Annotated in this window: 20 protein-coding genes; 4 read left to right on the forward strand and 16 right to left on the reverse strand. The window is 43.0% G+C overall.

Translation table 11 applies throughout. The annotated features are described in order from the left end of the window. Positions 1 to 16: 16 nt before the first annotated feature. The 9 genes from ACOAOT_RS12005 to ACOAOT_RS12045 form a co-directional block, all read right to left on the reverse strand. The gene (locus ACOAOT_RS12005; RefSeq protein ID WP_420217171.1) at positions 17 to 1,189 is read right to left on the reverse strand and encodes an efflux RND transporter periplasmic adaptor subunit; all 1,173 of its coding nucleotides are present in this window, start codon (positions 1,187 to 1,189) and stop codon (positions 17 to 19) included. A gap of 22 nt (positions 1,190 to 1,211) precedes the next feature. Then, entirely contained in the window at positions 1,212 to 1,892 is a 681-nt protein-coding gene (locus ACOAOT_RS12010; protein WP_420217172.1) for an efflux RND transporter periplasmic adaptor subunit, read from the reverse strand. A 14-nt stretch (positions 1,893 to 1,906) separates the two neighbouring features. After that, positions 1,907 to 3,748, reverse strand: a complete 1,842-nt coding sequence (locus tag ACOAOT_RS12015) for an ABC transporter ATP-binding protein (RefSeq protein ID WP_420217173.1) — start codon at positions 3,746 to 3,748, stop codon at positions 1,907 to 1,909. Continuing rightward, positions 3,745 to 5,475: an ABC transporter ATP-binding protein gene (locus ACOAOT_RS12020; protein WP_420217174.1), complete on the reverse strand. Its 1,731-nt coding sequence runs from the start codon at positions 5,473 to 5,475 to the stop codon at positions 3,745 to 3,747. The genes ACOAOT_RS12015 and ACOAOT_RS12020 overlap by 4 nt, the downstream gene beginning before the upstream one ends. 24 nt (positions 5,476 to 5,499) lie before the next feature. Then, positions 5,500 to 5,997, reverse strand: coding sequence for a MarR family winged helix-turn-helix transcriptional regulator (locus ACOAOT_RS12025; protein ID WP_420217175.1), 498 nt, complete (start codon positions 5,995 to 5,997; stop codon positions 5,500 to 5,502). Between the two features lie 174 nt (positions 5,998 to 6,171). Continuing rightward, positions 6,172 to 6,474, reverse strand: a complete 303-nt coding sequence (locus ACOAOT_RS12030) for a DUF3892 domain-containing protein (protein ID WP_420217176.1) — start codon at positions 6,472 to 6,474, stop codon at positions 6,172 to 6,174. 74 nt (positions 6,475 to 6,548) lie between these two features. Continuing rightward, entirely contained in the window at positions 6,549 to 7,370 is an 822-nt protein-coding gene (locus ACOAOT_RS12035; RefSeq protein WP_420217177.1) for a carbohydrate ABC transporter permease, read from the reverse strand. Then, complete coding sequence (locus ACOAOT_RS12040; RefSeq protein ID WP_420217178.1) at positions 7,367 to 8,248, reverse strand: carbohydrate ABC transporter permease; 882 nt, start codon at positions 8,246 to 8,248, stop codon at positions 7,367 to 7,369. The genes ACOAOT_RS12035 and ACOAOT_RS12040 overlap by 4 nt, the downstream gene beginning before the upstream one ends. A gap of 10 nt (positions 8,249 to 8,258) precedes the next feature. Then, positions 8,259 to 9,599 carry an ABC transporter substrate-binding protein gene (locus ACOAOT_RS12045; RefSeq protein WP_420217179.1) on the reverse strand — a complete coding sequence of 447 codons (1,341 nt, stop codon included), beginning with the start codon at positions 9,597 to 9,599 and terminating at the stop codon, positions 8,259 to 8,261. Positions 9,600 to 9,796: 197 nt separating this feature from the next. On the opposite strand from ACOAOT_RS12045, the gene ACOAOT_RS12050 reads away from it, so the two are divergent. The 4 genes from ACOAOT_RS12050 to ACOAOT_RS12065 all read left to right on the forward strand — a co-directional run bounded on the left by ACOAOT_RS12050 (position 9,797) and on the right by ACOAOT_RS12065 (position 15,585). Continuing rightward, the gene (locus ACOAOT_RS12050) at positions 9,797 to 11,605 is read left to right on the forward strand and encodes a sensor histidine kinase (protein ID WP_420217180.1); all 1,809 of its coding nucleotides are present in this window, start codon (positions 9,797 to 9,799) and stop codon (positions 11,603 to 11,605) included. Next, positions 11,583 to 13,190, forward strand: a complete 1,608-nt coding sequence (locus tag ACOAOT_RS12055) for a response regulator (RefSeq protein ID WP_420217181.1) — start codon at positions 11,583 to 11,585, stop codon at positions 13,188 to 13,190. The genes ACOAOT_RS12050 and ACOAOT_RS12055 overlap by 23 nt, the downstream gene beginning before the upstream one ends. A 74-nt stretch (positions 13,191 to 13,264) precedes the next feature. Beyond that, positions 13,265 to 14,596, forward strand: a complete 1,332-nt coding sequence (locus tag ACOAOT_RS12060; RefSeq protein WP_420217182.1) for an esterase/lipase family protein — start codon at positions 13,265 to 13,267, stop codon at positions 14,594 to 14,596. Between the two features lie 26 nt (positions 14,597 to 14,622). Beyond that, complete coding sequence (locus ACOAOT_RS12065) at positions 14,623 to 15,585, forward strand: aromatic acid exporter family protein (RefSeq protein ID WP_420217183.1); 963 nt, start codon at positions 14,623 to 14,625, stop codon at positions 15,583 to 15,585. Positions 15,586 to 15,587: 2 nt separating this feature from the next. On the opposite strand, the gene queF is transcribed toward ACOAOT_RS12065, so the two are convergent. From queF to ACOAOT_RS12100, 7 genes are all read right to left on the reverse strand, one after another. Next, the gene (gene queF / locus ACOAOT_RS12070) at positions 15,588 to 16,085 is read right to left on the reverse strand and encodes a preQ(1) synthase (RefSeq protein ID WP_420217184.1); all 498 of its coding nucleotides are present in this window, start codon (positions 16,083 to 16,085) and stop codon (positions 15,588 to 15,590) included. A 1-nt stretch (position 16,086) separates the two neighbouring features. Next, the gene (gene queC, locus ACOAOT_RS12075) at positions 16,087 to 16,776 is read right to left on the reverse strand and encodes a 7-cyano-7-deazaguanine synthase QueC (protein ID WP_420217185.1); all 690 of its coding nucleotides are present in this window, start codon (positions 16,774 to 16,776) and stop codon (positions 16,087 to 16,089) included. A 33-nt stretch (positions 16,777 to 16,809) separates the two neighbouring features. Continuing rightward, complete coding sequence (gene folE, locus ACOAOT_RS12080) at positions 16,810 to 17,376, reverse strand: GTP cyclohydrolase I FolE (RefSeq protein WP_420217186.1); 567 nt, start codon at positions 17,374 to 17,376, stop codon at positions 16,810 to 16,812. A 20-nt stretch (positions 17,377 to 17,396) separates the two neighbouring features. Further along, positions 17,397 to 18,065: a putative 7-carboxy-7-deazaguanine synthase QueE gene (queE, locus tag ACOAOT_RS12085; RefSeq protein WP_420217187.1), complete on the reverse strand. Its 669-nt coding sequence runs from the start codon at positions 18,063 to 18,065 to the stop codon at positions 17,397 to 17,399. Next, positions 18,052 to 18,489 (reverse strand): 6-pyruvoyl trahydropterin synthase family protein, encoded by a 438-nt coding sequence (locus ACOAOT_RS12090; protein WP_420217188.1) that lies wholly within the window; start codon positions 18,487 to 18,489, stop codon positions 18,052 to 18,054. Before ACOAOT_RS12090 ends, queE begins: the two co-directional genes overlap by 14 nt. Before the next feature lie 704 nt (positions 18,490 to 19,193). Then, the gene (locus ACOAOT_RS12095) at positions 19,194 to 20,534 is read right to left on the reverse strand and encodes an FAD-binding oxidoreductase (protein WP_420217189.1); all 1,341 of its coding nucleotides are present in this window, start codon (positions 20,532 to 20,534) and stop codon (positions 19,194 to 19,196) included. A gap of 88 nt (positions 20,535 to 20,622) precedes the next feature. After that, the gene (locus tag ACOAOT_RS12100; RefSeq protein ID WP_420217190.1) at positions 20,623 to 21,999 is read right to left on the reverse strand and encodes a 6-phospho-beta-glucosidase; all 1,377 of its coding nucleotides are present in this window, start codon (positions 21,997 to 21,999) and stop codon (positions 20,623 to 20,625) included. Positions 22,000 to 22,065 lie beyond the last annotated feature (66 nt).

Genomic DNA, 22,065 nt, shown 5'->3' on the forward strand with positions numbered 1-22,065 from the left:
TTCCAGTTTTACCCTGTTACTTCACAGTCAATATACTGATTTTTTCTCCATCTGTCAATGGTTTACTGCTCTGTAAAATAACAAGGTCACCGGTGGAAAGTCCCTGGGTCACTTCTATATATGCATTCTTTTTCTTTCCCAGTGTAACCGGAACTTTCACCGCACTGGTGTCTTCCGCCTTATACACATAGGTTCCCGAATCATCGGACTGAACGGACTTAGCTGGAATATAGACGGAATTTTCTTCCTTATTATCGGAAAGCCGGATATCTGCCATAAGACCGATTGCGCTGTTTGTACTCTCCTCCCCCAAAGTGACCGTCACAAGAAACATCCCGGTGCTGGAATCACTGACTGCAGAGATATCGCTGATACTGCCCTTTAAATTCTCCCCAAGAGTCTGAAGATTTACCTGTACCTCTGTTCCTGTTTTAATCTGGTCAATATCCATGTCAGCAACTTTTATTACCACTTTTTTACCGCTGTCATCGATAACAGTGGCGGCCTTGATCTGAGGTGAAACCGTCTGGCCTGCTTCCACGTTTATTTTTGTCACAAGGCCTTTTATTGGTGATGATACCATACAGTCATCATATCTTTTCTGGGCAATATTAAGGGTTGCCCTGGCACTTTCAAGCTGGGCTTTTGTCACCTCAGTGGTGGTCGTCTGGCTGTTCTGTGCTGCCTGAAGCTGAACCTGAGCCACATCCACCTGGGCCTTAGCTGCCTCATAGTCTGCCTGGGACACGTCACCGCTTTCATAAAGGACTTTTATCCGGTTAAAATTATTACTTGCTGTGGTGAATGTGATCTGGGCCGGCTTAACCACACTGTTTAACTGATTTGCTTTTTGTGCGCTGTCATAAGAAGCCTGGGCTGACTGGAAGCTGGCTTTTGCCTGCTCTAACTGCAGACTGGCATCCTGATTGTCGATCTGAAACAAGGGAGCACCCGCTTCCACATGGTCGCCTTCTTTGGCTAAGATCTGGGTCACCTTACCGCTTGCAACGGGAATGATATCAACGCTGCTTAAAGCCTCTACTGTTCCCTGCCATACCATAGCAGATAAATCTTTTCCTTCTTTTGCTGCAGCAACCGTTACTTCTGTCTGTTTTCCAGCTCCCGCACAGCCTGCAAGAGCCGACGAAAGCATTGCTGTTACCATTAAAACTGCTGTTATCTTCTTCATCCGTTTTCTCCTTCTCAGACTTTTATTTTAAATGAATTTTCACAGAAGCATTCATTCCAAAAACAAGAGGAAGATTCTGCTGATTTTCAATCGCTACCTTAATCGGTATCAGCTGTGTCACCTTTGTATAGTCGCCACTGGTGGTAAAACTGGTTCCTCCTGAAAAATAAGTCTGGGTTGCAGGATCGATCTCGATTACCTGCCCCTTAAACAGTTTTCCGGGATAGGCATCCAGCTTAATATCCACTTTCTGTCCCAGCTTTATCTTCATAATGTCTGTCTCTTCTACATTTACCCCGATATAAAGATCTGAGGTGTCTGCCACCACTGCCAGTTCAGAGCCCATGGCAACTGCCTGATTGGCAGCTCCCTCATTTTTTACTACGGTTCCGGTTATGGGGGATGTGATATAAGGAAGGGTTTCCTCACGTCCAAGTACCTGATCCTGTTCCACCAGATCTCCATTTTCTACTTCCCAGGATAAAAGCTTTCCATTTGCTACGGCTTTTACCGAATACAGCTTTGCTGTCACTCTGGCATTGTCAGTTTTAAAATAATTTGTGCTTACGTAATAGAAATATCCTGCAGCTGCTCCTCCCAAAAGAATGACTGCCAGCAAAAGCGGGATGAGTACTTTTTTCAGTTTTCCTGTTCCCTTACTGATCTCCTGATCTTCAATATTGATGTGTTTGTTTTCCTGCATATCATTATCCTCCGCTATGATTGTTCTGCAAACTGGCTGTGATACAGATCGGAATAGAATCCTTTCTTTTCAAGCAATGTTTCGTGATTTCCCTGTTCTATGATATCGCCATCCTTCATAACCAGAATCATATCCGCATCCCGGATGGTGGAAAGACGATGGGCAATGACAAAGCTGGTTCTGTTATTCATTAATTTATCCATGGCTCTCTGGATAAAGACCTCGGTCCTTGTATCAATGGAACTGGTTGCTTCATCAAGAATCAGGATTTTGGGGTCTGCCAGAATGGTTCTTGCAATGGTTAGCAGCTGTTTCTGCCCCTGGGATAAGTTACTGGATTCTTCATTAATCACCATATGATAACCTCCCGGCAGAGTTCGTATAAATTCATCGCAATGAGCCGCTTTTGCCGCCGCTATCACTTCTTCATCTGTCTTATCAAAATTTCCGTAGCGGATGTTATCCATTACCGTGGCGTTGTAAAGCCAGGTATCCTGAAGCACCATGCCGAACATGGCACGTAAATCTCTTCTGGTAAATGTAAGACTGTCATGGCCGTCAATCAGGATCTGACCGGAATTAAGCTCGTAAAAGCGCATGAGAAGCTTGACTATGGTAGTTTTTCCGGCTCCTGTAGGACCTACAATGGCAACCGTCTGCCCTGCCTCTACATTGGAAGAAAAATGATTGATAATCATGGTGTCCGGCTGATAACCAAAACAGACATTTTTAAATTCCACATTTCCATGAACCTCAGACAGTACGATAGGGCTTTCTGTCTCACTGACTTCATCTTCTTCATCTAAGAACTCAAATACACGCTCTGCCGCCGCAGCTGTTGACTGCAGAGTATTGGAAACGTTGGCAATCTGGGAGATTGGCTGCATGAAGGATCTCATGTACTGGATAAACGCCTGAACATCACCGATCTCAATTACCTTTTTCACCGTTAAATATCCGCCTAACAGACAGACACACACAAATCCAAGATTACCCACAAAAGACATGATGGGCATCATCATTCCCGATAAAAACTGGGATTTCCACGCAGATCCATAGAGTTTATCGTTGATCAGCCGGAATTTCTCAATGGCTTCTTTCTCTCCGTTAAAAATCTGGACCACGTTATGACCTGCATATATTTCTTCAATATGACCATTTAAATTTCCAAGGCTTTTCTGCTGCTGGGAAAAATATTTCTGGGACTTTTTCACTACGGTAACGATTAATCCCATGGATATAAACAATACCAAAACTGCCACCAGAGTCATTCGTACGCTGATGGAAAGCATCATGGCTACGATACCGATTAAGGTGGTCACCGATGTAATCATCTGGGTCAGAGACTGATTTAATGTCTGGCTTACCGTATCCACATCGTTGGTAATTCTTGAAAGAATCTCTCCATGAGTTCTGGTATCGTAATAATTTAACGGAAGGCGGTTCATCTTTTCCGATATGTTTTTTCTCAGCTCATAGGTGATCTTCATACTGACCCCTGACATAATGTAACTCTGCAGATAAGAAAAGAGAGCCGATACAAGATACAGGACAACTAAGAGCAGCAGCCGGTTTCTGATATAACGGAAATCTGTAAGTAATCCGGTTCCCATGGCCCATGCCATCAGGCCTTCAAACAGCTTGGTGGTCGCTTTTCCTAATACCTTAGGTCCTACAATGGAAAATATAGAGGAACAGCACGCAAACAGGATTACAACAATGACGGAAACCTTGTAGTGTTTCAGATACCCGGCAAGGTGGAGCATAGTGCCTTTAAAATTCTTTGCTTTTTCAGTCTTCTGGCCAAGTCCGCCGCCCCGGCCCATGGGTCCGCCTGAGGATTTTTCTTCACTCATTTCAGTTCCTCCTCACTCAGCTGTGACAGCGCGATTTCCCGGTATACTTCACAGGTTTTCATCAGCTCCCGGTGTGGCCCTTTTCCGGCAATTCTGCCCTGATCCAGAACAATAATCTGATCCGCATTCATAATGGTACTGATTCGCTGTGCCACTAAAATGGTGACGCTGTCTTTTGTTTTATCTTTCAGCGCAGCCCGGAGCTTTGCATCTGTCTTAAAGTCCAGAGCGGAAAAGCTGTCGTCAAATACATTAACCGGCGCTCGTTTAACCAGTGCTCTTGCAATGGAAAGACGCTGCTTCTGACCGCCTGATACGTTCTGGCCTCCCTGGGCAATTTCTGTTAAAAAGCCCTCGGGCTTGGAGTCTATAAATTCCTCTGCCTGAGCAGTTTTGGCGGCTTCCTCCACCACTTCTTTGCTGGCCTCTCTGTCACCATATTTTAAATTGCTCTCGATTGTTCCGGAAAATAAGATTCCCTTCTGAGGCACAAATCCAATCATGTCTCTCAGCTTTTTTAACGGCCAGTTTCTGATATCAATGCCGTCAATTAAGATTTCTCCCCCTGTCACATCGTAAAAACGGGGAAGTAAGTTGACCAGTGTGCTTTTTCCGCTTCCGGTTGCTCCGATAAAAGCAGTTGTCTGACCTGGCAGTGCCGTAAACGTAATATCGTGAAGAACCGCTTCATCGGCATCGGGATACTGAAAGGATACTCCCCGGTATTCCACAGTCCCTTTGGGTGTTTCTAAGATAACTGCAGCTTCCTTGGGATCTGTGATGGTTGAATCAGTCGTCAGTATTTCAACCACTCTCTTTATGGATACAATGGCTCTTGGAATCATGATAAACATCATTGCCATCATTAAAAAAGCCATAATGATCTGCATGGCATACTGCATATATGCCATCATGTCTCCTACCTTCATCTTAAAGCTGGATACTGCCTTTGATCCAACCCAGACGATTAATAAGTTGGTCAGATTCATGATAAGCATCATGGCCGGCATCATGCCAGAGGTGACTCTGTTAACAAATAAATTTGTGTCTGTCAGCCTGGCATTTACCTTATCAAACCGCTTTTCCTCAAATCTCTGGGTATTAAATGCACGAATGACCAGAGTTCCGTCAAGGCTTTCCCTGACTACGAGGTTCAGCCGGTCGATTAACTTCTGAACATACTGAAACCTGGGCATCACCACCATCATCATGGAAAAAATCATCACAAGCAGTAATCCCACAGATAAGGCGATAATCCAGGACATTGATTTATCCTTTTCCAGGGCATGAATGACACCACCGACTCCAAGTATGGGTGCATAAAACACGATACGGATCAGCATAACAATCAGCTGCTGGATCTGGGTAATATCATTGGTGGTTCTGGTGATTAACGAAGAAGTGGAATATTTCTCCATCTCCGCACTGGAAAAACTCTCAATTCTGGTAAATACATCCTGCCTTAAATTACGGCAGATGCCTGCTGCCATTCTCGCACCGATCAGTCCCACGATTACGGTGCAGAACGCGCTTAAAAAGGCGATTCCCATCATTTGAAATCCGGCTTTGACTATGTACATCGTGTCTCCCGAAGTGATACCTTTGTTTACGATATCAGACATATAATCCGGAAGGGATAAATCACAGGCAGCCTGCCCGAATAGCAGCAGCATGACCGCTGCTAAGGATATCAGATGGGGTTTGAAATATCGGAAAAATACCTTCAAGTCAGTTCCCTCTTTTCTGTTTCATCAATCTGTCGTTTCGTCAATTTCTTCCGTCATATCATTCACTGCACGTTCCATCTGATCAATAAAGCGGTTCCACAATGTGATCAGCTGATCCATATCTTCCATTCCCATGCCTTCCACAACTCTTCCCACCAGCAGATTCACTTTCTCCAGGCACTTTTTTCTTACGATATATCCCTTTTCCGTAAGCATGACACAAATATTCCTTCTGTTATCGGGATCAATCTCCCTGGATATCAGTCCCCGCTTTTCCAGAGAATTTAAAGTACGTGATGCGGAAGGTAAGACAATATCCATTTTTTTAGCCAGTGCCGATACATAAATGCCCTTTTGTTCCTGATCTGTGTTAGTTGCTTCATATATCTGCTGAATCGCAAACAGTTCAAGACGGGTCAGTCCCTGGGACAGCAGGATTTTATCCACTTTTCTCCCTTTCCCCATCATGACAGCCAGGTGGGTTTTTACCTTTTTTATGTATTTTTCTTTTTCATCCAACAAAATTTTCTATCCCCTTTTAATTACTTAATACTATTAACATTTACCAACGTTCATCATTCTACTCTTCTATAGTTCCTGTGTCAATATGTATTTTGTTTCCTTTCAGATTTTTAACACCCAAACGAAAAAAGGTCCAAGCCCCCATGAGGACTGAACCTTTTTTCTAACTTTCATTTAATTTTTTACAGATGGCAGATTACTTAAATTATTATTCTCTGTTCCGTCAGGAAGTGATTTTAAATACTCGTTACCGTTTCTGGAAGCCACACCGACACCCTTTATCTCACCCTGTCTGGCAAGCATGACACCTTCTTCTTTATTCAGTGTTCTGCCATCAGATAACTGGTATCCGGTTACCCGGCCGCTTTCTTTTACCAGCGCAACAATTTCCTTTGCATCTGCCTTGGGTGATGGGATATCATCAAGAGCCATCATGGCCAGATCAGCTCCAGCACCTTTTGTCTTATTTTCTAACATTGTTATTCGCCTCCTTCTAAACATGACCGTTCGTTTTTAGTGTTTCAATATTCTCCCGGATTATTCAGTACTAATTAGCCTTTCACAGCTCCGGAGGTCATGCCTGGTATAATATATTTTTGAAGAAGTAAATAAACTGCTGCCACAGGAAGGGTGGATAACACTACATTCGCAAAGACCAGCTGCCAGTCTGAACTGTGATTTCCAAAGAAATTATAAACGGTTAAAGGCAATGTGTAATTTTTTGCACTATTTAAGAAGTAAATGGATATTCCAAAATCATTCCACACAGCCATAAAATTAATGATGACTGCCGTAATGGTAACAGGCTGAAGCAGTGGAAATATAATTCTGAAAAAAAGCTCTGTCTGACCTGCTCCGTCGATCCAGGCAGATTCATCAATCTCCTGTGGAATACTTTTTATAAACCCTGTGTATAAAAAAACAGTAAAAGACATATTGGCTGCAATCAGTACAAAGACTGCTGCTGTCTCGTGTGTCAGGTGAAGAAAATTACAAACAAAATAAGTAGGTATGATCTGAAGAGGGAGTACCAGCCCGAAAATCACCGTCATATTCACCATGCGTGATAATACTGTTTTTCTTCTCTCCAATACAAATGCCATCGTAGAGCATATAAAGATCAGAAATAAAACACAGATTACGGTTATCACGGTGCTGTTGACAAATCCCCGCAATATTCCTCCCTCTTTTATCATGTCGTGATAGTTTTTTAAAATCTGCCACTGGGTGGGAAGCATCATATTCATCTTAGCCGCTTCTGACTGATTTTTAAAGGAATTCATAATCACCATGTATACCGGAATCAGAATGAGAAATGCACACAGCCACAGCACCAGATTGAGAATACTTGTAAACAATCTGTTTTTTTTCACATCTCCACCTCCTTACCCGCTATATAACGGTAAGTTGGAAGTGCAATTCCTGCTATCACCAAAGCCAGAATCATACTGGCTGCACACCCTTCTCCAAATCTTCCCGCACCAAAGGACTTATAGATCAGGGTTCCAAATACTTCCGTTGCTGAGCCAGGGCCTCCCTGAGTGGTTGCCTGAATCAGATCAAACACTTTTAAGCCTCCGATAATACTTAAGATCAGAGCGTTGTTAAATGCCGGTAAGAGAAGAGGAAAGGTGATATAACGAAATTTAGTGAACTCTCCAGCTCCATCAATCTCAGCCGCCTCGTAAAAATCCTTTCCTATGGTCTGCATACCTGAGAGCAGTATCACCATGGTGAAGCCGGACCATTTCCATATCTCAATAGCGCATACAGAAAAGATTGCAATATGTGGGTCTGCCAGCCAGGATTTTGTTAAGGCAGAAAGACCGGCGGCACGAAGGGAGGCGTTAATTAGACCATTTGACGGATGCATCAGAGAGGAAAAAATCAGTCCTACTGCAACCGTGTTAATCACAGCCGGTAAGAAAAATATGGTTCTCAGTGCATTGGTAAACGCCAGCCTGCGGTTTAATGCGACTGCAAGTGACAATCCGATTCCCATTTTAAAAACAGTAGTAATTACTGCAAAAATAAACGAATTTGCAATTGCCCTTCTCATATTGGGCTGGGTAAAAACATCAATATAATTTTCCAGTCCGCCGAAACGGGCTGAGGACAAATCAAATCCCAGTATTCTGACAAACGACAGAACAAGGCCCAGTACGGCGGGAATAATAAAGAAGATCAGATAAAGGACCAGTCCCGGAATCGCCAGGGTATAGGAGTATCTCCTGCATTTTAATGAATTCATAATTTCATCCTTATTTCCAGTTGGCATCACCCTGTGCCTTTGCGTTACGCTCTGTCTCAGCATCAAGGGCCTTTGCCACATCCTTAGCTTCTTTTAATGTACCGGTATAGTAATTTAACAGTGGTTCACTTAAATTTCCGTAGGAATACTGATTAATTTCTTCCCAGTCCGTCATGGATTTTCCACTGTCCATAATCTTTTTTAAGTCTGCTGTTGCCTTAGGTATCTCACTGGTTACGTTTTTATTTAAATAAACGCCAGGCTGTGCATCGGCATAAATCTGCTGTGCCTGTTTGGAAGCAATGAAATTTAAGGCTTTCTTTCCCAACTCCTGATCCTTGCAGTTGGTTGTCAGGGCAAGGGAATAGGGAGTAAACATATTGATGTAGTTGTCTCCGGTTGGTGTGGGAATTGCAAATGCTCCGATGTCATCAATTTTGTCAGCAAACTTCTTATTAATGTTATCTGCACACCAGGTTCCGTTGATGTACATACCGCACTCCCCGTTTGCCAGTGCCTGATGGGCATTGTCAACGGTATCTGATAAATAGGTTTCATTCACGTATCCAAGATCAATTAAGTCTTTTGTCCGCTGAATGGACGCAACAAAGTTCTCACAGTCGGCAAATTTCAGTTTATTTGTATTGATCTGCTCCATTAAACCAAACGTATCGGTTCCCTGTTTTGCTGCATCATTTAAGATTCCGCTGATTGCAGGCGGCTGGACACTCCACGCATCTTTTGCGGAATAATAAACCGGAGTGATTCCTGCTTTTTTCAGCTTTTCACATACGGCAAGAAACTCATCCCAGGTCTTTGGAATTTCTGCTCCTGCTTTCTCAAATGCTTTTTTATTGTAAAAGATTCCGGATAATACCACCGAATCAATGGGAACCGCATATAATTTGCCGTCGTAGACAAATGTTCCGTTTAAAGCTGCCTGATCGTATTCCGATACACATTCCAGTCCGGTTAAATCCACCAGCTTATCAAGACCGTTGGCGTAGGATTTTACCCACTGGGGTTTATATACCTGAATGAGATCAGGAAGATCATTGGTGGCAAATTTAGTCTGTAAAACCTGGTCTCCCTGAGATCCTCCCTGAATCTTTGATATCTCCAGCTTAAATCCCAGTTCCGCAGAATTGTCATTGATGTACTGCTCCAGTGCCTGCCAGCCCGCCTTGTACCAGTCTGTGTACATTAAAACAGTGAGGGTTTTCACATCTCCACCCGTCTTAGCCGCTTGTTTACTGGAGACAGAATCCGTATTGGTTTTGGCGCACCCTGCCATACTGGCAGTCAGCAGAATGGAAAGTCCCATGGCAATCCATCTTTTACTCTTTTTCATATTATATATCCTTCCTCTCATTTTCACTTGAATTAACCGGTTATTTCTTATCCTTATCATACCATTAATCTCCAGGTAACGGCATTGGACTTTTTTCCACTTCATATGATTTTTTTACACTTTTTCTATATAACTTGACATATATTCCCTGAAAAACTATGATGATTTTATCACAGATTACCAAATACGGAGGCATCATGAAGAAACGGTTTCGAAGTATCCGATATAAATTTATTTTATCCATGACAGCTGTCTTTTTGCTTTTTTCCTTCCTTGTACTGGGAATCTGGTATCAGGCGTTAAAGCAGGAGGCGGCTTCCACTGCCATACACAATTCCGAACACCTGTTAGAAGTTTCCAATACTATATTTGAAAACCAGGTACAGGATATTATTAATGTGGCCGCCTTAACTTCAGTCCGTTCCAGCAACTCCCTTTCCGCCAATATCCTGACCATATTATCAAGAAACGATTTGACGGGAGCAGAGATTGTCAGCTATCGGAAAATCGCTTCTGATTATTTAATCAGCTTATGCAGCTTCAAAAGTAATTTAAATGGTCTGATGCTCAGTGATTTCAACGGAAATACCATTACTTACGGTATTCCCACTTCCTATGAAACCATGGCCCGGAACAACTGGATCTCTTTAATCAAAGACAGCCAAGAATCTCTTGTACTGATACCGCCCCATTTCCCAAGCCAATGGTATAACACCCAGAAGGACATGGCTTTTTCGGTTTTGAAACCGGTTTTCGATTATAACAATAAGAAAATTGGGTTTGTGATTGCGGACATCAACTCCGATTTGTTTCAGGAGTGCTTTGATACCAGTTCTCCATCCCCCTCGTCCTTGTATGTAATCAACCGAAATGACGGCAGGGTGCTTTTTTGTCCCTCTTTTAATCTGCTGAATATGGAACTGAACAAAGAGGTTCTTCCTGAAATTACTAATCATATCTCGTCTTCGTCAGGCCATTTTCTTATGATGAGCCCGGAACAGGAAAAGATGCTTGTGGTGTACCACACCTCCTCCCTGACAAACTGGACCACATTAAGTGTGATTCCGGAAAAGGAGATCGTTACCGCATTTACCAGTACTCTGCACAATATAATCCTGATTACACTGATTCTTCTATTCCTGTTAATCGGAACCGTTTTTTTCATTACCACCTTACTCACCAGGCAGATCCGTATTCTTGCCAACGCCGTAAAGCAGATTGATGGGGATTATCTGGATTTTAATGTTTCCATTCAGACGAAAGATGAAATCGGCGCACTGTCCAGTCAGTTCCAGGCTATGCTTAAGCGGATAAAGCTTCTGCTTCTGGAGGTGAAAAAGGAGGAAGAAGGCAAACGCAGGGCAGAGATTTCGGCACTTCAGTTCCAGATGAATCCTCATTTCCTGTATAACACGTTAAACACCATCAAATTTCTTTCCTCTCTTCAGGGAGCAGAAAACATAGGAAACGTTGCACAGTCCCTGTCATCTCTCATGCATATTAACATGGATGGACGTTCTTTTCTGAAAGCAGAGGAAGATGGGGAATTTGTAACATCCTATCTGGAAATACAAAATTATCGTTATACCAATGCGTTTCAATCCCGCATCCGTGTTTCAGAAGAAGCCAGAAGCTGTATGGTCCCAAAACTGCTGGTTCAGCCGCTGGTTGAGAATTCCTTAAAGCATGGTTTAAAAGATAAGGCATCCGGCGGAATTCTGCTTGTAGATTATTTGCTTGATGAGGAGTTTTTGAAGATTATTGTAGAGGACAACGGTCTTGGAATGGATGATGAACGAATTCATGAAATCATGAATCACAACCAGAACGAGAATGCAGGACATATTGGAATCCACAACATCAGAGAACGCTTACATATGTACTTCGGCAATAATTATGAAATGGAAATTATCAGTCAGCCGGGAGTTTTTACCCGGTTTGAAATACTGCTCCCCATTATTACAGAAAATGAGGTATCCCACTATGTTCCGAATTTTAATCGTTGATGATGAACTGCTGGTACGCAACCATTTAAAGCTGCTGTTTACAGATTTATCCAGTGATTTTACCATATGCGCAGAAGCCGGGGATGGCATAACTGCTCTCGATAAAATCCATGAGACGAAACCCCACATTATTATTTCAGATATGAAAATGCCGGATATGGATGGACTGATGCTATGCCAACGGGTGAGGGAACAGTATCCGGACATTATCTTCATAGCACTGAGTAATTATGACGATTATACCTATGTGCGTGGCGCTTTAAAAAATGGAGCCCTGGATTATATGCTAAAACATAAGCTGAGCAAAGAATCACTTTTGTCTCTGTTGGAAGATTTAAAGAAAACTCTCAATATAAAAAATGATACAAAGGCATTTCCTGACCGCAGCTTATCTGCTTTAAGAGAAAAGTTTGTGGCAGATTTACTGGGTCAGCTTTTCCTGTCGGAAGAAGAAATTGAAGCCAATTTAAAAATCCTTGGTATCCGCCTGGATATGACGCAGGTCATTCCCATTATTCTTTCCATTGATGATTATGTGAAACTGGAACAGGAAAGCAATATGAAGAAACGAAACATTTTAAGTTTTTCCATCTGTAACATCGGCAATGAAATTTTAAGTAACTACCCAACAGGTATCCTCACTCATATGGAACAGGGAATCTACTGCATTCTCCTTTCCTTTGCCCACGAAGCAAGCGAGGCAAAGAGACAGGAAACCATTCATAGCCTTCTGCATCAGCTTTCATCCAATTACAAAAACTATTTAAACATTTCCGTTAGTTTCTGTGTAGGGGAACTTTCCCCCCAGATTTCGGGAATCGGACATTCCTATGCAAAAGCACTGGAGACTACAGAGCTTATTTTCTACTCCGGAAATCAGTCCATTCTTCATTCCAGTCACTTGATTCCCCAGCCATCAGAATTAACCGGGCTTGATTATTCTATGGAAAAGACTCTCCTTACCCTGGTTTTAAAGGGAGAGACTATAAAAACGGAGACACTTATTAAAGATTTGTTTCAAACTATGATTGACCAGAAAGAGACCCGCTCCAACGTGCAGATGAAATGCACGGATCTGCTCAGCATTATCACCCGGATTTCCAAAAAGAATCAACTGGATCTGGGAAAAATCATTGCCGGAAAAGCAGCTCCTGATCAGATTTTTATTCAGCTTAATACTCTGCCCCAGCTTTGTCAGTGGTTCCTTGACTGCTTTATAAACATGTGCGGGGAACTTAAGCGTCAGATGCCAGGTGATTCCTCCTATGTAAAAGCTGCAATCGGATACATCAACCGGGATTATGGGGGATCTGTCTCATTGCAAAGTGTGGCAGAGGAAATCGGAATCAGTGCCGGATATTTAAGCACTATATTTAAAAACGAAACAGGTCAGGGTTTTACTGAATATTTAAACTCCATCCGGATCGCATCCGCCGTAGATATGCTGGAGCTTGGCGAACGGGACTTTCATAAAATCGCAGCGGAATCCGGTTTCTGGGATTACGCATATTTCTTTAAAGTATTCAAAAAACGAATGGGCACTACGCCGAAAACCTATTTAGAAACGGTAATCGGACGGCGGTGACAGGCTGGAACATACTCCTCTATCCAGATCAGGGAAAATGTGGTACAATCTAAGTCAAAAAAGGAGGAAATGCTTTGACTTACATAGAACGAACAATCCGTTATTTTTTCCTCATGCTTTTATATAATCTGGTGCTGCTGTCTCCCATGATGCCAGACAAACAGATACGTGTACTCTCCTGTACTGGTTTGATGTTTTTTTATCTTTACTGCCATATTATACCTGCGAATGCCAGCTGCAAGGGGCAAAAACTTAGAATTCTCCATGGCGGTTATGAGCTGGTGCTTGCATCAATCGTGACTTTTGTGATTGAAACAGCAATTTATCTATTTCTGATTTTTAGGACAGCTACACCGGCACGCCTTCTTATTATGAATGGAATCATATGCGCCATTCTACTTTATTTATTGTTTATGAATGGTATTATACGAATCTTTACCTGTTCCGGACAGCTTGGATTTTTCAAAAGGATTGCACTCTTGCTGTTTTGGTGGGTTCCGGGATTGAATCTGTTTCTGCTTCACAGTTTCATAGAAGTATCGCGGAAAGAATATGATTTCTCAATGGAAAAGCAGCAGTTCTACGAAAAATGGAAAGATGAAGAATTATGCAAAACCAAATACCCCATATTAATGGTTCACGGTATATTTTTCAGAGACTGGAAAAACTTTAACTATTGGGGACGAATTCCTGACGAACTAATCCGGCACGGTGCCACCATATTTTACAGCAACCATCAGTCTTCCGCTTCTGTGGAACAATGTGCAGCAGAAATCAAAGCCTGCATTTTAAAGATTGTTAAAGATACTGGCTGTGAGAAAGTAAATATTATCGCCCATTCAAAAGGAGGGCTGGACAGCCGGTATGCCGTCAGCTGTCTTGGCATGGACCGGTATGTCGCATCCATCACAACCATCAATACCCCTCACTACGGCTGCAATTATGTATGCCGGATTCTTGACCGTATCTCTCCTGAATTTGTTAAATTCATCGGGAAAAAATATGAATCCCTGTTTACTCTTCTTGGTGATGACAATCCAGACTTTTTAAGCGGATTAAGAGATTTAACTGACAGGGAATGTGCCCGGCTTAACAGGATTATGACTGATGCTCCCGGTGTATACTGTCAAAGTACAGGATCACAGATGGGTTCTGCAAAAAGTGCCATGTTTCCTTTGAATCTGGGTTATCTGATCATCCGGATTCTTGGGGGCGGTAAAAACGACGGCCTGGTTTCTACCAGTTCCATGGTTTGGGGAAAGGATTTAGGTGTACTGAAACCAAAAGGAAAACAAGGAATCTCTCATGGAGATGTCATTGACTTAACACGTAAGAACATAGAAGGCTTTGATGTGATGGGATTCTATACAGATCTGATACATAAGCTGAAAGAACGGGGATATTAACGGAAGGAATCCAGAAAGGAGGAGCCATGAAAAAGGATACCATTATAAAAAGTTTAAAAATTGCAGTAGCCGCCGTGCTCTCCATCGCGATTGCCGGAGAACTGGGGCTTCGTTATTCCGCTACTGCCGGAATCATTACAGTACTCAGCATTCAGAATACAAAGAAAGAAACCATAAAAAGTGCCAGAAACCGGACACTGGCTTTTGTGTGTGCTCTCCTGATCGCCCGTTTCCTTTTTGGAATTCTGGGCTTCACCCTTCCTGCATTTGCGGGATATTTATTTCTCTTCGCTCTTTTGTGCTTCTATGCGGACTGGGGCGAAGCAATAGCCATGGATTCCGTACTCATCACACATTTTCTCACTGAGCGGTCTATGACTGCTGCACTGGTCGCCAACGAGGCAGCTCTCTTTCTGATCGGTACAACAGTTGGAATTTTAGTGAATCTGCACCTGCGAAGAAGGAAAGATGAATTTAAAAGACTTTCTGACGAAGTGGATACCCGCATAAAAGATACCTTAAGCCAGATGTCCTGTTTTCTTGATACGGAGGACAAAGACAGCTGCAGACCGGCGGACCTTCTGTCTCTGCAAAAGGCCCTCCGCTCAGCCAAAGCCTGTGCCTTAACGAATTATAACAATGCTCTGTTCAAAAAAGATACCTATGAAGTTGATTATATTGAAATGCGCAGGCAGCAAAGCCTCCTGCTTTATGAAATTTATGAAAATATCCGGTCAATTTCCTGTCTTCCAAAAGAAGCAATGGAGATTTCTGAGCTGTTAGCAAGAATCGAGCAGGGCTACCACAGAGATAACACCGTGGAGGGACTGTTAAAGGATTTAAATCTACTACTGCTGGAATTAAAAGATCATGAGCTCCCCATAAGCAGAGAAGAATTTGAAGCAAGAGCCATACTCTTTTACATCTTAAAGCAATTGCACAGACTCCTTTTAATCAAACGGGAATTTATCTTAAACCACAGCAGTTAATCCTATCGGTTGTCCACCCGTTCCGGATAAAGATCGTGGGACTTAAGCCGCTCCCATGCCACCTCTTCCCATCTGGTTCCCGGCTTTCCATAGTTACAATAGGGATCAATGGAAATGCCGCCTCTGGGAGTGAATTTTCCCCACACTTCAATATATTTGGGGTGCATTAATGCAATCAAATCTTTCATAATGATATTCATACAGTCCTCATGGAAATCTCCGTGATTTCTGAAGCTGAATAAATAAAGTTTTAAGGACTTACTCTCCACCATCTGTTCCCCTGGAACGTAAGAGATGGTTATGGAGGCGAAATCCGGCTGTCCGGTAATAGGGCAAAGGCTGGTAAATTCCGGACAGTTGAATTTTACAAAGTAATCGTTATTGGGGTGCTTGTTTAAAAAGGTCTCTAAAACGCCTTTATTATAATCCGTTTCATAAACAGTTCCCTGGCTTCCCAAATGGGTCAGTCCCTTAGTTTCTTCTGAATTTCTTCCTGACATCTTATTCTCCTCTCTTTAAAGCAGGATCTTTCATTCCATTCTTTGCAAAGGCCTCTGCACGGTCTATGCAGGTACCGCATTTTCCGCATGGTTCCTCTCCGCCTTCATAGCAGCTCCATGTCAGTTCATAAGGAACATGAAGCATCAATCCCCGCTCCACAACTTCTGCTTTGGTCCATAACACAAAAGGTGCTTTTATGGTAAGCTGATTTCCGCTTCCAATGTAGACGGCGCGGCTCATTGCTTTCTGAAAAGAACTGCTGCAGTCCGGATAGGCATTCCCTGCCGCATCATCGCTATGAGCTCCGTAATAGATCACGCTGCAGCCTTTTGACAGGGCGATACTGGCTGCTGAGGAAAGAAACAATCCGTTGCGGAAGGGAACGTAGGTAGATACCGGTTTTCCTTCGCTGCTTTCAAGCTGCTTTGCATAGCTTTCTCTTGGTATCTCTTGTTGAGACTGGGTTAATAAGGAACAGTCACTGTAAGCAAATATTGTGCTTAAATCCAGACTTATAAATTCTATCTCATAATAATCTGCAATCTTTTTTGCCGCTTCCAGCTCTTTTGCATGCTTTTGCCCGTAGGAAATGGACAAACCACATACATTCTTTCTGCCATATTCTTCAATTGCCATACCAAGGCAGGTGGCGCTGTCAACGCCCCCGCTTAATAATACCAGTGCTTTCATGATTCTCTCCGTTTCTTTTTTCTTATACAATTTTCATATCCGTAATTCCGGCTCCGTCTTAAAACGTCCTCTTAACGTGACTGTTTTCGTCCTGGCCGAAGAACTTTTAATTCCTCTGGCAGTCATACAGCTGTGGCTGCCTTCTATCACAACTTCTATATCCTCTGAGCCGGTAACTTCTGCCATGATTTCTGCTATATCTGAACCAATTCTCTCCTGAAGCTGAAGTCTCCTGGCTGCCATATCGGCAATTCTGGCAATTTTACTTAATCCAATCACTTTCCCATTTGGTATATAGGCCACAGCAACTTTCATATCGTACATCAGCGCCATATGGTGTTCACAGTAACTGAACACTTCTATGTCCTTTACTACCACCATGTCATCTCCTACACCGTTTGTATCCATATCCTCTTCAAAGGTTTTTCCAAACATCAGTGCAATTTCATGGTTGGAATAATTGATGCCTTCAAAAACTTCCCCGTACATCTTCGCAACCCTGGACGGCGTTTCTTTTAAGCCTTCCCTGTCCGGGTCCTCGCCCAATGCCTTTAATATTCCTCTCACATGGGTCTGAATTGCGTCTGTATCAATCGCCACTGCACATCTCTCCCTTCTGATTAAACGCCCACTGCATCGGATCCCCAGATGATTTTATGCATCTGCAGCTGAAGAGTCACATCATTTAACTGGTTCTGTTTCATAAATTCCACTACATCAGGCAATGAAAGGCTGCCAAAAACAGTGCTAAAATACAGATGACACCGGCCGGAAAGCTGATAGCGGTCTATCACCTCCACAGCTCTTCTCAGATCCGTTATACTTTCTGCAACAAATTTTACCGTATCCTTCTGTTTTAAATAATCAAAGTTAGAAAGCTTCATAGCAGTTTCCATTCCGCTTCCCGGAAGTTTATAATCCATGGTAAAGGTAAGTGCATTTGTTTCTCTCTGATAGGTTGAAATGTCTGCACTTCCGTTTGTTTCAACCTCCACACGAAGTTTTTCGTCTAATAAAAGAAGAGAAAGAAGATCTCCGATGCCAGGCTGGATCAGGGGCTCGCCTCCCGTGAGAGTTACATTTTTTATACCCGTTTCTTTTATGTATTCATAAATATCAAGCTCACTCATTATTTTTCCAGGTGTCACGGCTTCTTTGGCCCAGGCGGTATCGCAATAAGAGCAGGAAAGATTGCATCCATAAAAACGGATAAATACAGCCAGCTGACCGGCATATACCCCCTCTCCGTTGATGCTTACAAAGGTTTCTGCTACATTATAATCTGCCATGGCTATCCTCCCCATAAGAAGCACAGTTTGCAGGAGTCTCATACACTTTGGCAGATTTCACGTCATAACCTCTCTGGCTCATTCTTTCATAAAAGTATCTTGAAAATTCTTCTGCTGTGGGGCGAAAATTCACTTCCACCAGTAAAAATCCCTCTTCTTTAAGAGCCGTAAGTGTATCAGGCTTTAACGAGCCTGTTTCCATGATCAGAGAATGGTCAAAATAATCGGTTTCTTCTTTCAAACCCTGCTTCAGCCTGGAGAAATCAACGATCATCCCCTGTGTCTGTCCTTCTTTTTGAAGTGTGGGGCTTTTAATTTCAATTACAACCCGCCATCTGTGACCGTGGATATTTTTGCATTTTCCATCATAGCCCTTTAAAAAATGAGCGGAGTCAAAACTTTGTTCTGTTTCCAGATAATACATTGTCTCTTTGTCCTTTCGAAATTCAGAGGCAGAATTTTAACTTTGCCGTATTATTGCAAAAAAAGCAGACATATGACTATGTCTGCTTTCTCTATCTGCACGAAAAAAAAGCTATAATAACTGCAATAACTTTTCGTTCTAACAATATTAAAATCAGCCCTAGTTTTGTTTATAGACAGGATGGTACTAATGAACTGTCTTCTATGCGGTTAAAAGTATAACACCGTTTTCTACTTGCGTCAAGTTAAGGAGCGTGTTACATGTTTGACCGTGATCGAGGGAGATTTTAAAGACTTATATAAAGTTTTTTTCCTACACCTGCCCCAGTTCTCTAATTCTATGATTTCTTTAATACCATTTGAGGCATGGCAGCTGATTGCGCTTCGCCTTTACCCCGCCGTTTTGCATTTGCGTGGCATAGATAAGTCTTTTTCCTACACCTGCCCCAGTTCTACAATTCTATGATTCATTTTTATACCATTTGAGGCATGGTAGCTGATTGCGCTTCGCCTTTGCCCCGCCGTTTCGCATTTGCGTGGCACAGATTAAATCTTTTCCCTACACCTGTCTCATTTCTTCAATTTCATAATTCCTTCCATAACATTTGAGGCATAGCCAAAGATAGCTCTTTACCTATGCCTCAAATAAAAACACCCAAGTCCAAAGCTACCCTGTAACAGCAAAAATCCTTACCCCTTTACCTGCTACCGGATCGCCTGAGGAAAACTGAATACATGAAGAGGATCATACCGACTCTCTGTCTGTCTTAATCTGCAGACATTCTCGCCGTAATACTCCTCTTCATAATCCGGCAGCCGGTTATAGGGGAAATTGACATAGGATCCCTCTGTCAATCCCTTTATATATTGAAACCTGGGATAAAGCCACTGCCTGTTAATCTCTCCATAGCAATCATCTTCCCACACGGACTGAATGCCCATGATATAAGACGCATCCCTGAAAAAATAAGCGGTGCTGACAGGGCTTACCTCCCGGATCTTACCGCCAAGTGCATAGACGGTAACTGCCGCATAAACCGAGCCTTCCGCCCGTTCTGCTATCAGACCCGCAATCTGCATCCGCTCTTTTGCCCCGTACATTCTTTGAACAAAACGTCCAGTGGACTGAAACTTTTCAGAATCCGGATAGGAAGACTGTATTTTTTCCATAGCCTGAAAAAACGACAATTCCTCATAAGATAAAACCGCTCCGTCCCTTTCAAAAGGGTTCAATAGGAACGCGGCTTCCTCCGCTGATCCATAAAACAAACCTCTCCCGAAAATCCCAAGTCCGTCTTGGGGCGAATTATACATACTGATATTTATGGTAATCCGTGGATCTAAACCCACCAGCCATTTCTGCCAGACTCCTAAAAATCCGGCCATTTCTTCAAGTCCGGGGCTGATATACTCAAGATCCACCAGAGTTACTGCTGTTATTCTTGGTGGCAGCTTATACTTTAAAGAGGTAACAACACCAAAATTTCCTCCGCCTGCTCCTCTTAAAGCCCAGAACAGATCTGGGTTACAGGTTTCATCCGCAGTTAAGACCTTACCTTCATAATTAACTATTTCTGCAGCTTTTAAGCTGTCACAGCCAAGCCCCAGGAAACGGCTTGAATATCCCCAGCCGCCTCCCAGCGTATAACCAGCTGCTCCCACAGTAGGGCAGGTCCCTCCCGGAAATGGATATCCCTTTTCTCCTACAAAATTGTACACTTCCCGGTTTTGAACACCACTTTCCATGACAATACACTGCCCGGAACCAGAAAGACGGATGCCCTTCATCGGACTCACATCAATCACCAGTACCCCATTTCCGGTGGAATAACCCTGATAATGATGACCGCCTGACCGGATTCGTATTCCCATCTCATTCCGTCTTGCATAATGTACTGCATTTTGTATATCAGAAACCTGGCTGCAATAAACAATTACCTCCGGGAATTTCTGAACTGCCCGGTTCCACTCCTGCCTTGCTTTTTCATATTCTTTCTGACAGGGAGTAATAATTACTCCCGTTAAACCATCTTTATACAGACTCACTTTTATCACCAGCATTTCTCAATTAATCAGATTCATACTGTATGATATGAGTTTGTCTATCAACAGGGTACTCTGTCTGTCCCGCTGATTATTTCCCTTCTGCTTCTAACTGGGCAATCTTTTCCTGAAACTGGGGAAGATGCTTTTTGTGAGCCACTAGAAGTTCATCAAGGATAGTTCCCGCGATCTTACCGCTGGGTACCAGTGGATTTAAGGTAAATGCCTGCTGTGCAGTTCCGTAATCACCAGTTACCGCTGCTTTTATGGTAGTCAGTTCCATGTCCTTCATCAGCTGCAGCAGCCCTCTGGTGGAAGAATCGAAGCTCCCCCATGAGATGGGAACCGGACCGCCTGCTGTAATAATGCTGCTGACTTCAACAACCACGTCATCTGGCAGATCGGAGATTGCGCCGTTGTTTCTGGTGCTGACAACCATGGTGGTCTTCTTGTCATTATAAATGGATGCGATCAACTCACAGGCAGCATCGGAATAGAACGCTCCGCCTCGCTTTTCCAGCTGAACGGGCTTAATATTTAAATCAGGATCCTTATAAAGTTCAAATAGCTCTGCTTCCGTCTTCTTTACAAGCTCTGCTCTTGTTTCCCCTTTTGCATACGCCTCCAGTTCTTCCTTCAGCATATCATCCGTAATGTAGTAATACCGGTGATACATACATGGAATGATTCCAAGATCTCTGATCTGATCAGCTAAAAAGGCAATATTGGGAATGTTTTGAACTCCGGAACTTTTCAGCCCCTGCATGGCATTTTTAAGGCCATCCGGTTTTGTATATACCAACTCAAGAACTTCTCCTGTTTTTTCCACGCCCTCATGATTCCATACTCTGTGCCAGTGGAAATGGTTTAAGCCGCCGAAACGAAAAAACAAATCCTCTTCCTTTTCCTGTAAGGCTCCTGCCACAATCTTTCTGCACATAATGGGAACGTTGCACAGCCCCACTACCTTATCCCATTTGCCGTAACGCATCACTGCTTCTGTTACCATGCCGGAGGGGTTTGTAAAGTTTACAAGCCATGCATCCGGACAGAGTTCCTTCATATCCTCCACAATTTCCAGAATGACTGGAACTGTACGAAACGCCTTAAACATGCCGCCTGCACCGTTGGTCTCCTGCCCGATTACACCGTGTGACAATGGAATCCGTTCGTCCTTAATCCGTGCATCCAAAAGTCCTACCCGAAACTGGGTGGAAACAAAATCCGCATCCTTTAAAGCCGCTCTCCGATCCAGAGTTAAATGAACCTCCCAGTCAAGACCTGCTGCTTTCACCATACGTTTTGCAAGGTTCCCTACAATTTCCAGCTTTTCTTTTCCCTCTTCAATATCCACCAGCCAGATTTCTCCAATGGGAAGTTCTTCTTTCCGTTTGATAAAGCCTTCTATCAGTTCGGGAGTATAACTGGACCCGCCTCCAATGGTTACTATTTTAATTTTCCCTTTCATCTGCTTACCTCCTGGTATTTGATAAAAAAAGCATACTCCAAAAATCTGGGAAAGGGAACGGATTTG

It is taken from the genome of Lacrimispora struthionigena (genome assembly GCF_048627165.1).
GTDB lineage: Bacteria > Bacillota > Clostridia > Lachnospirales > Lachnospiraceae > Lacrimispora.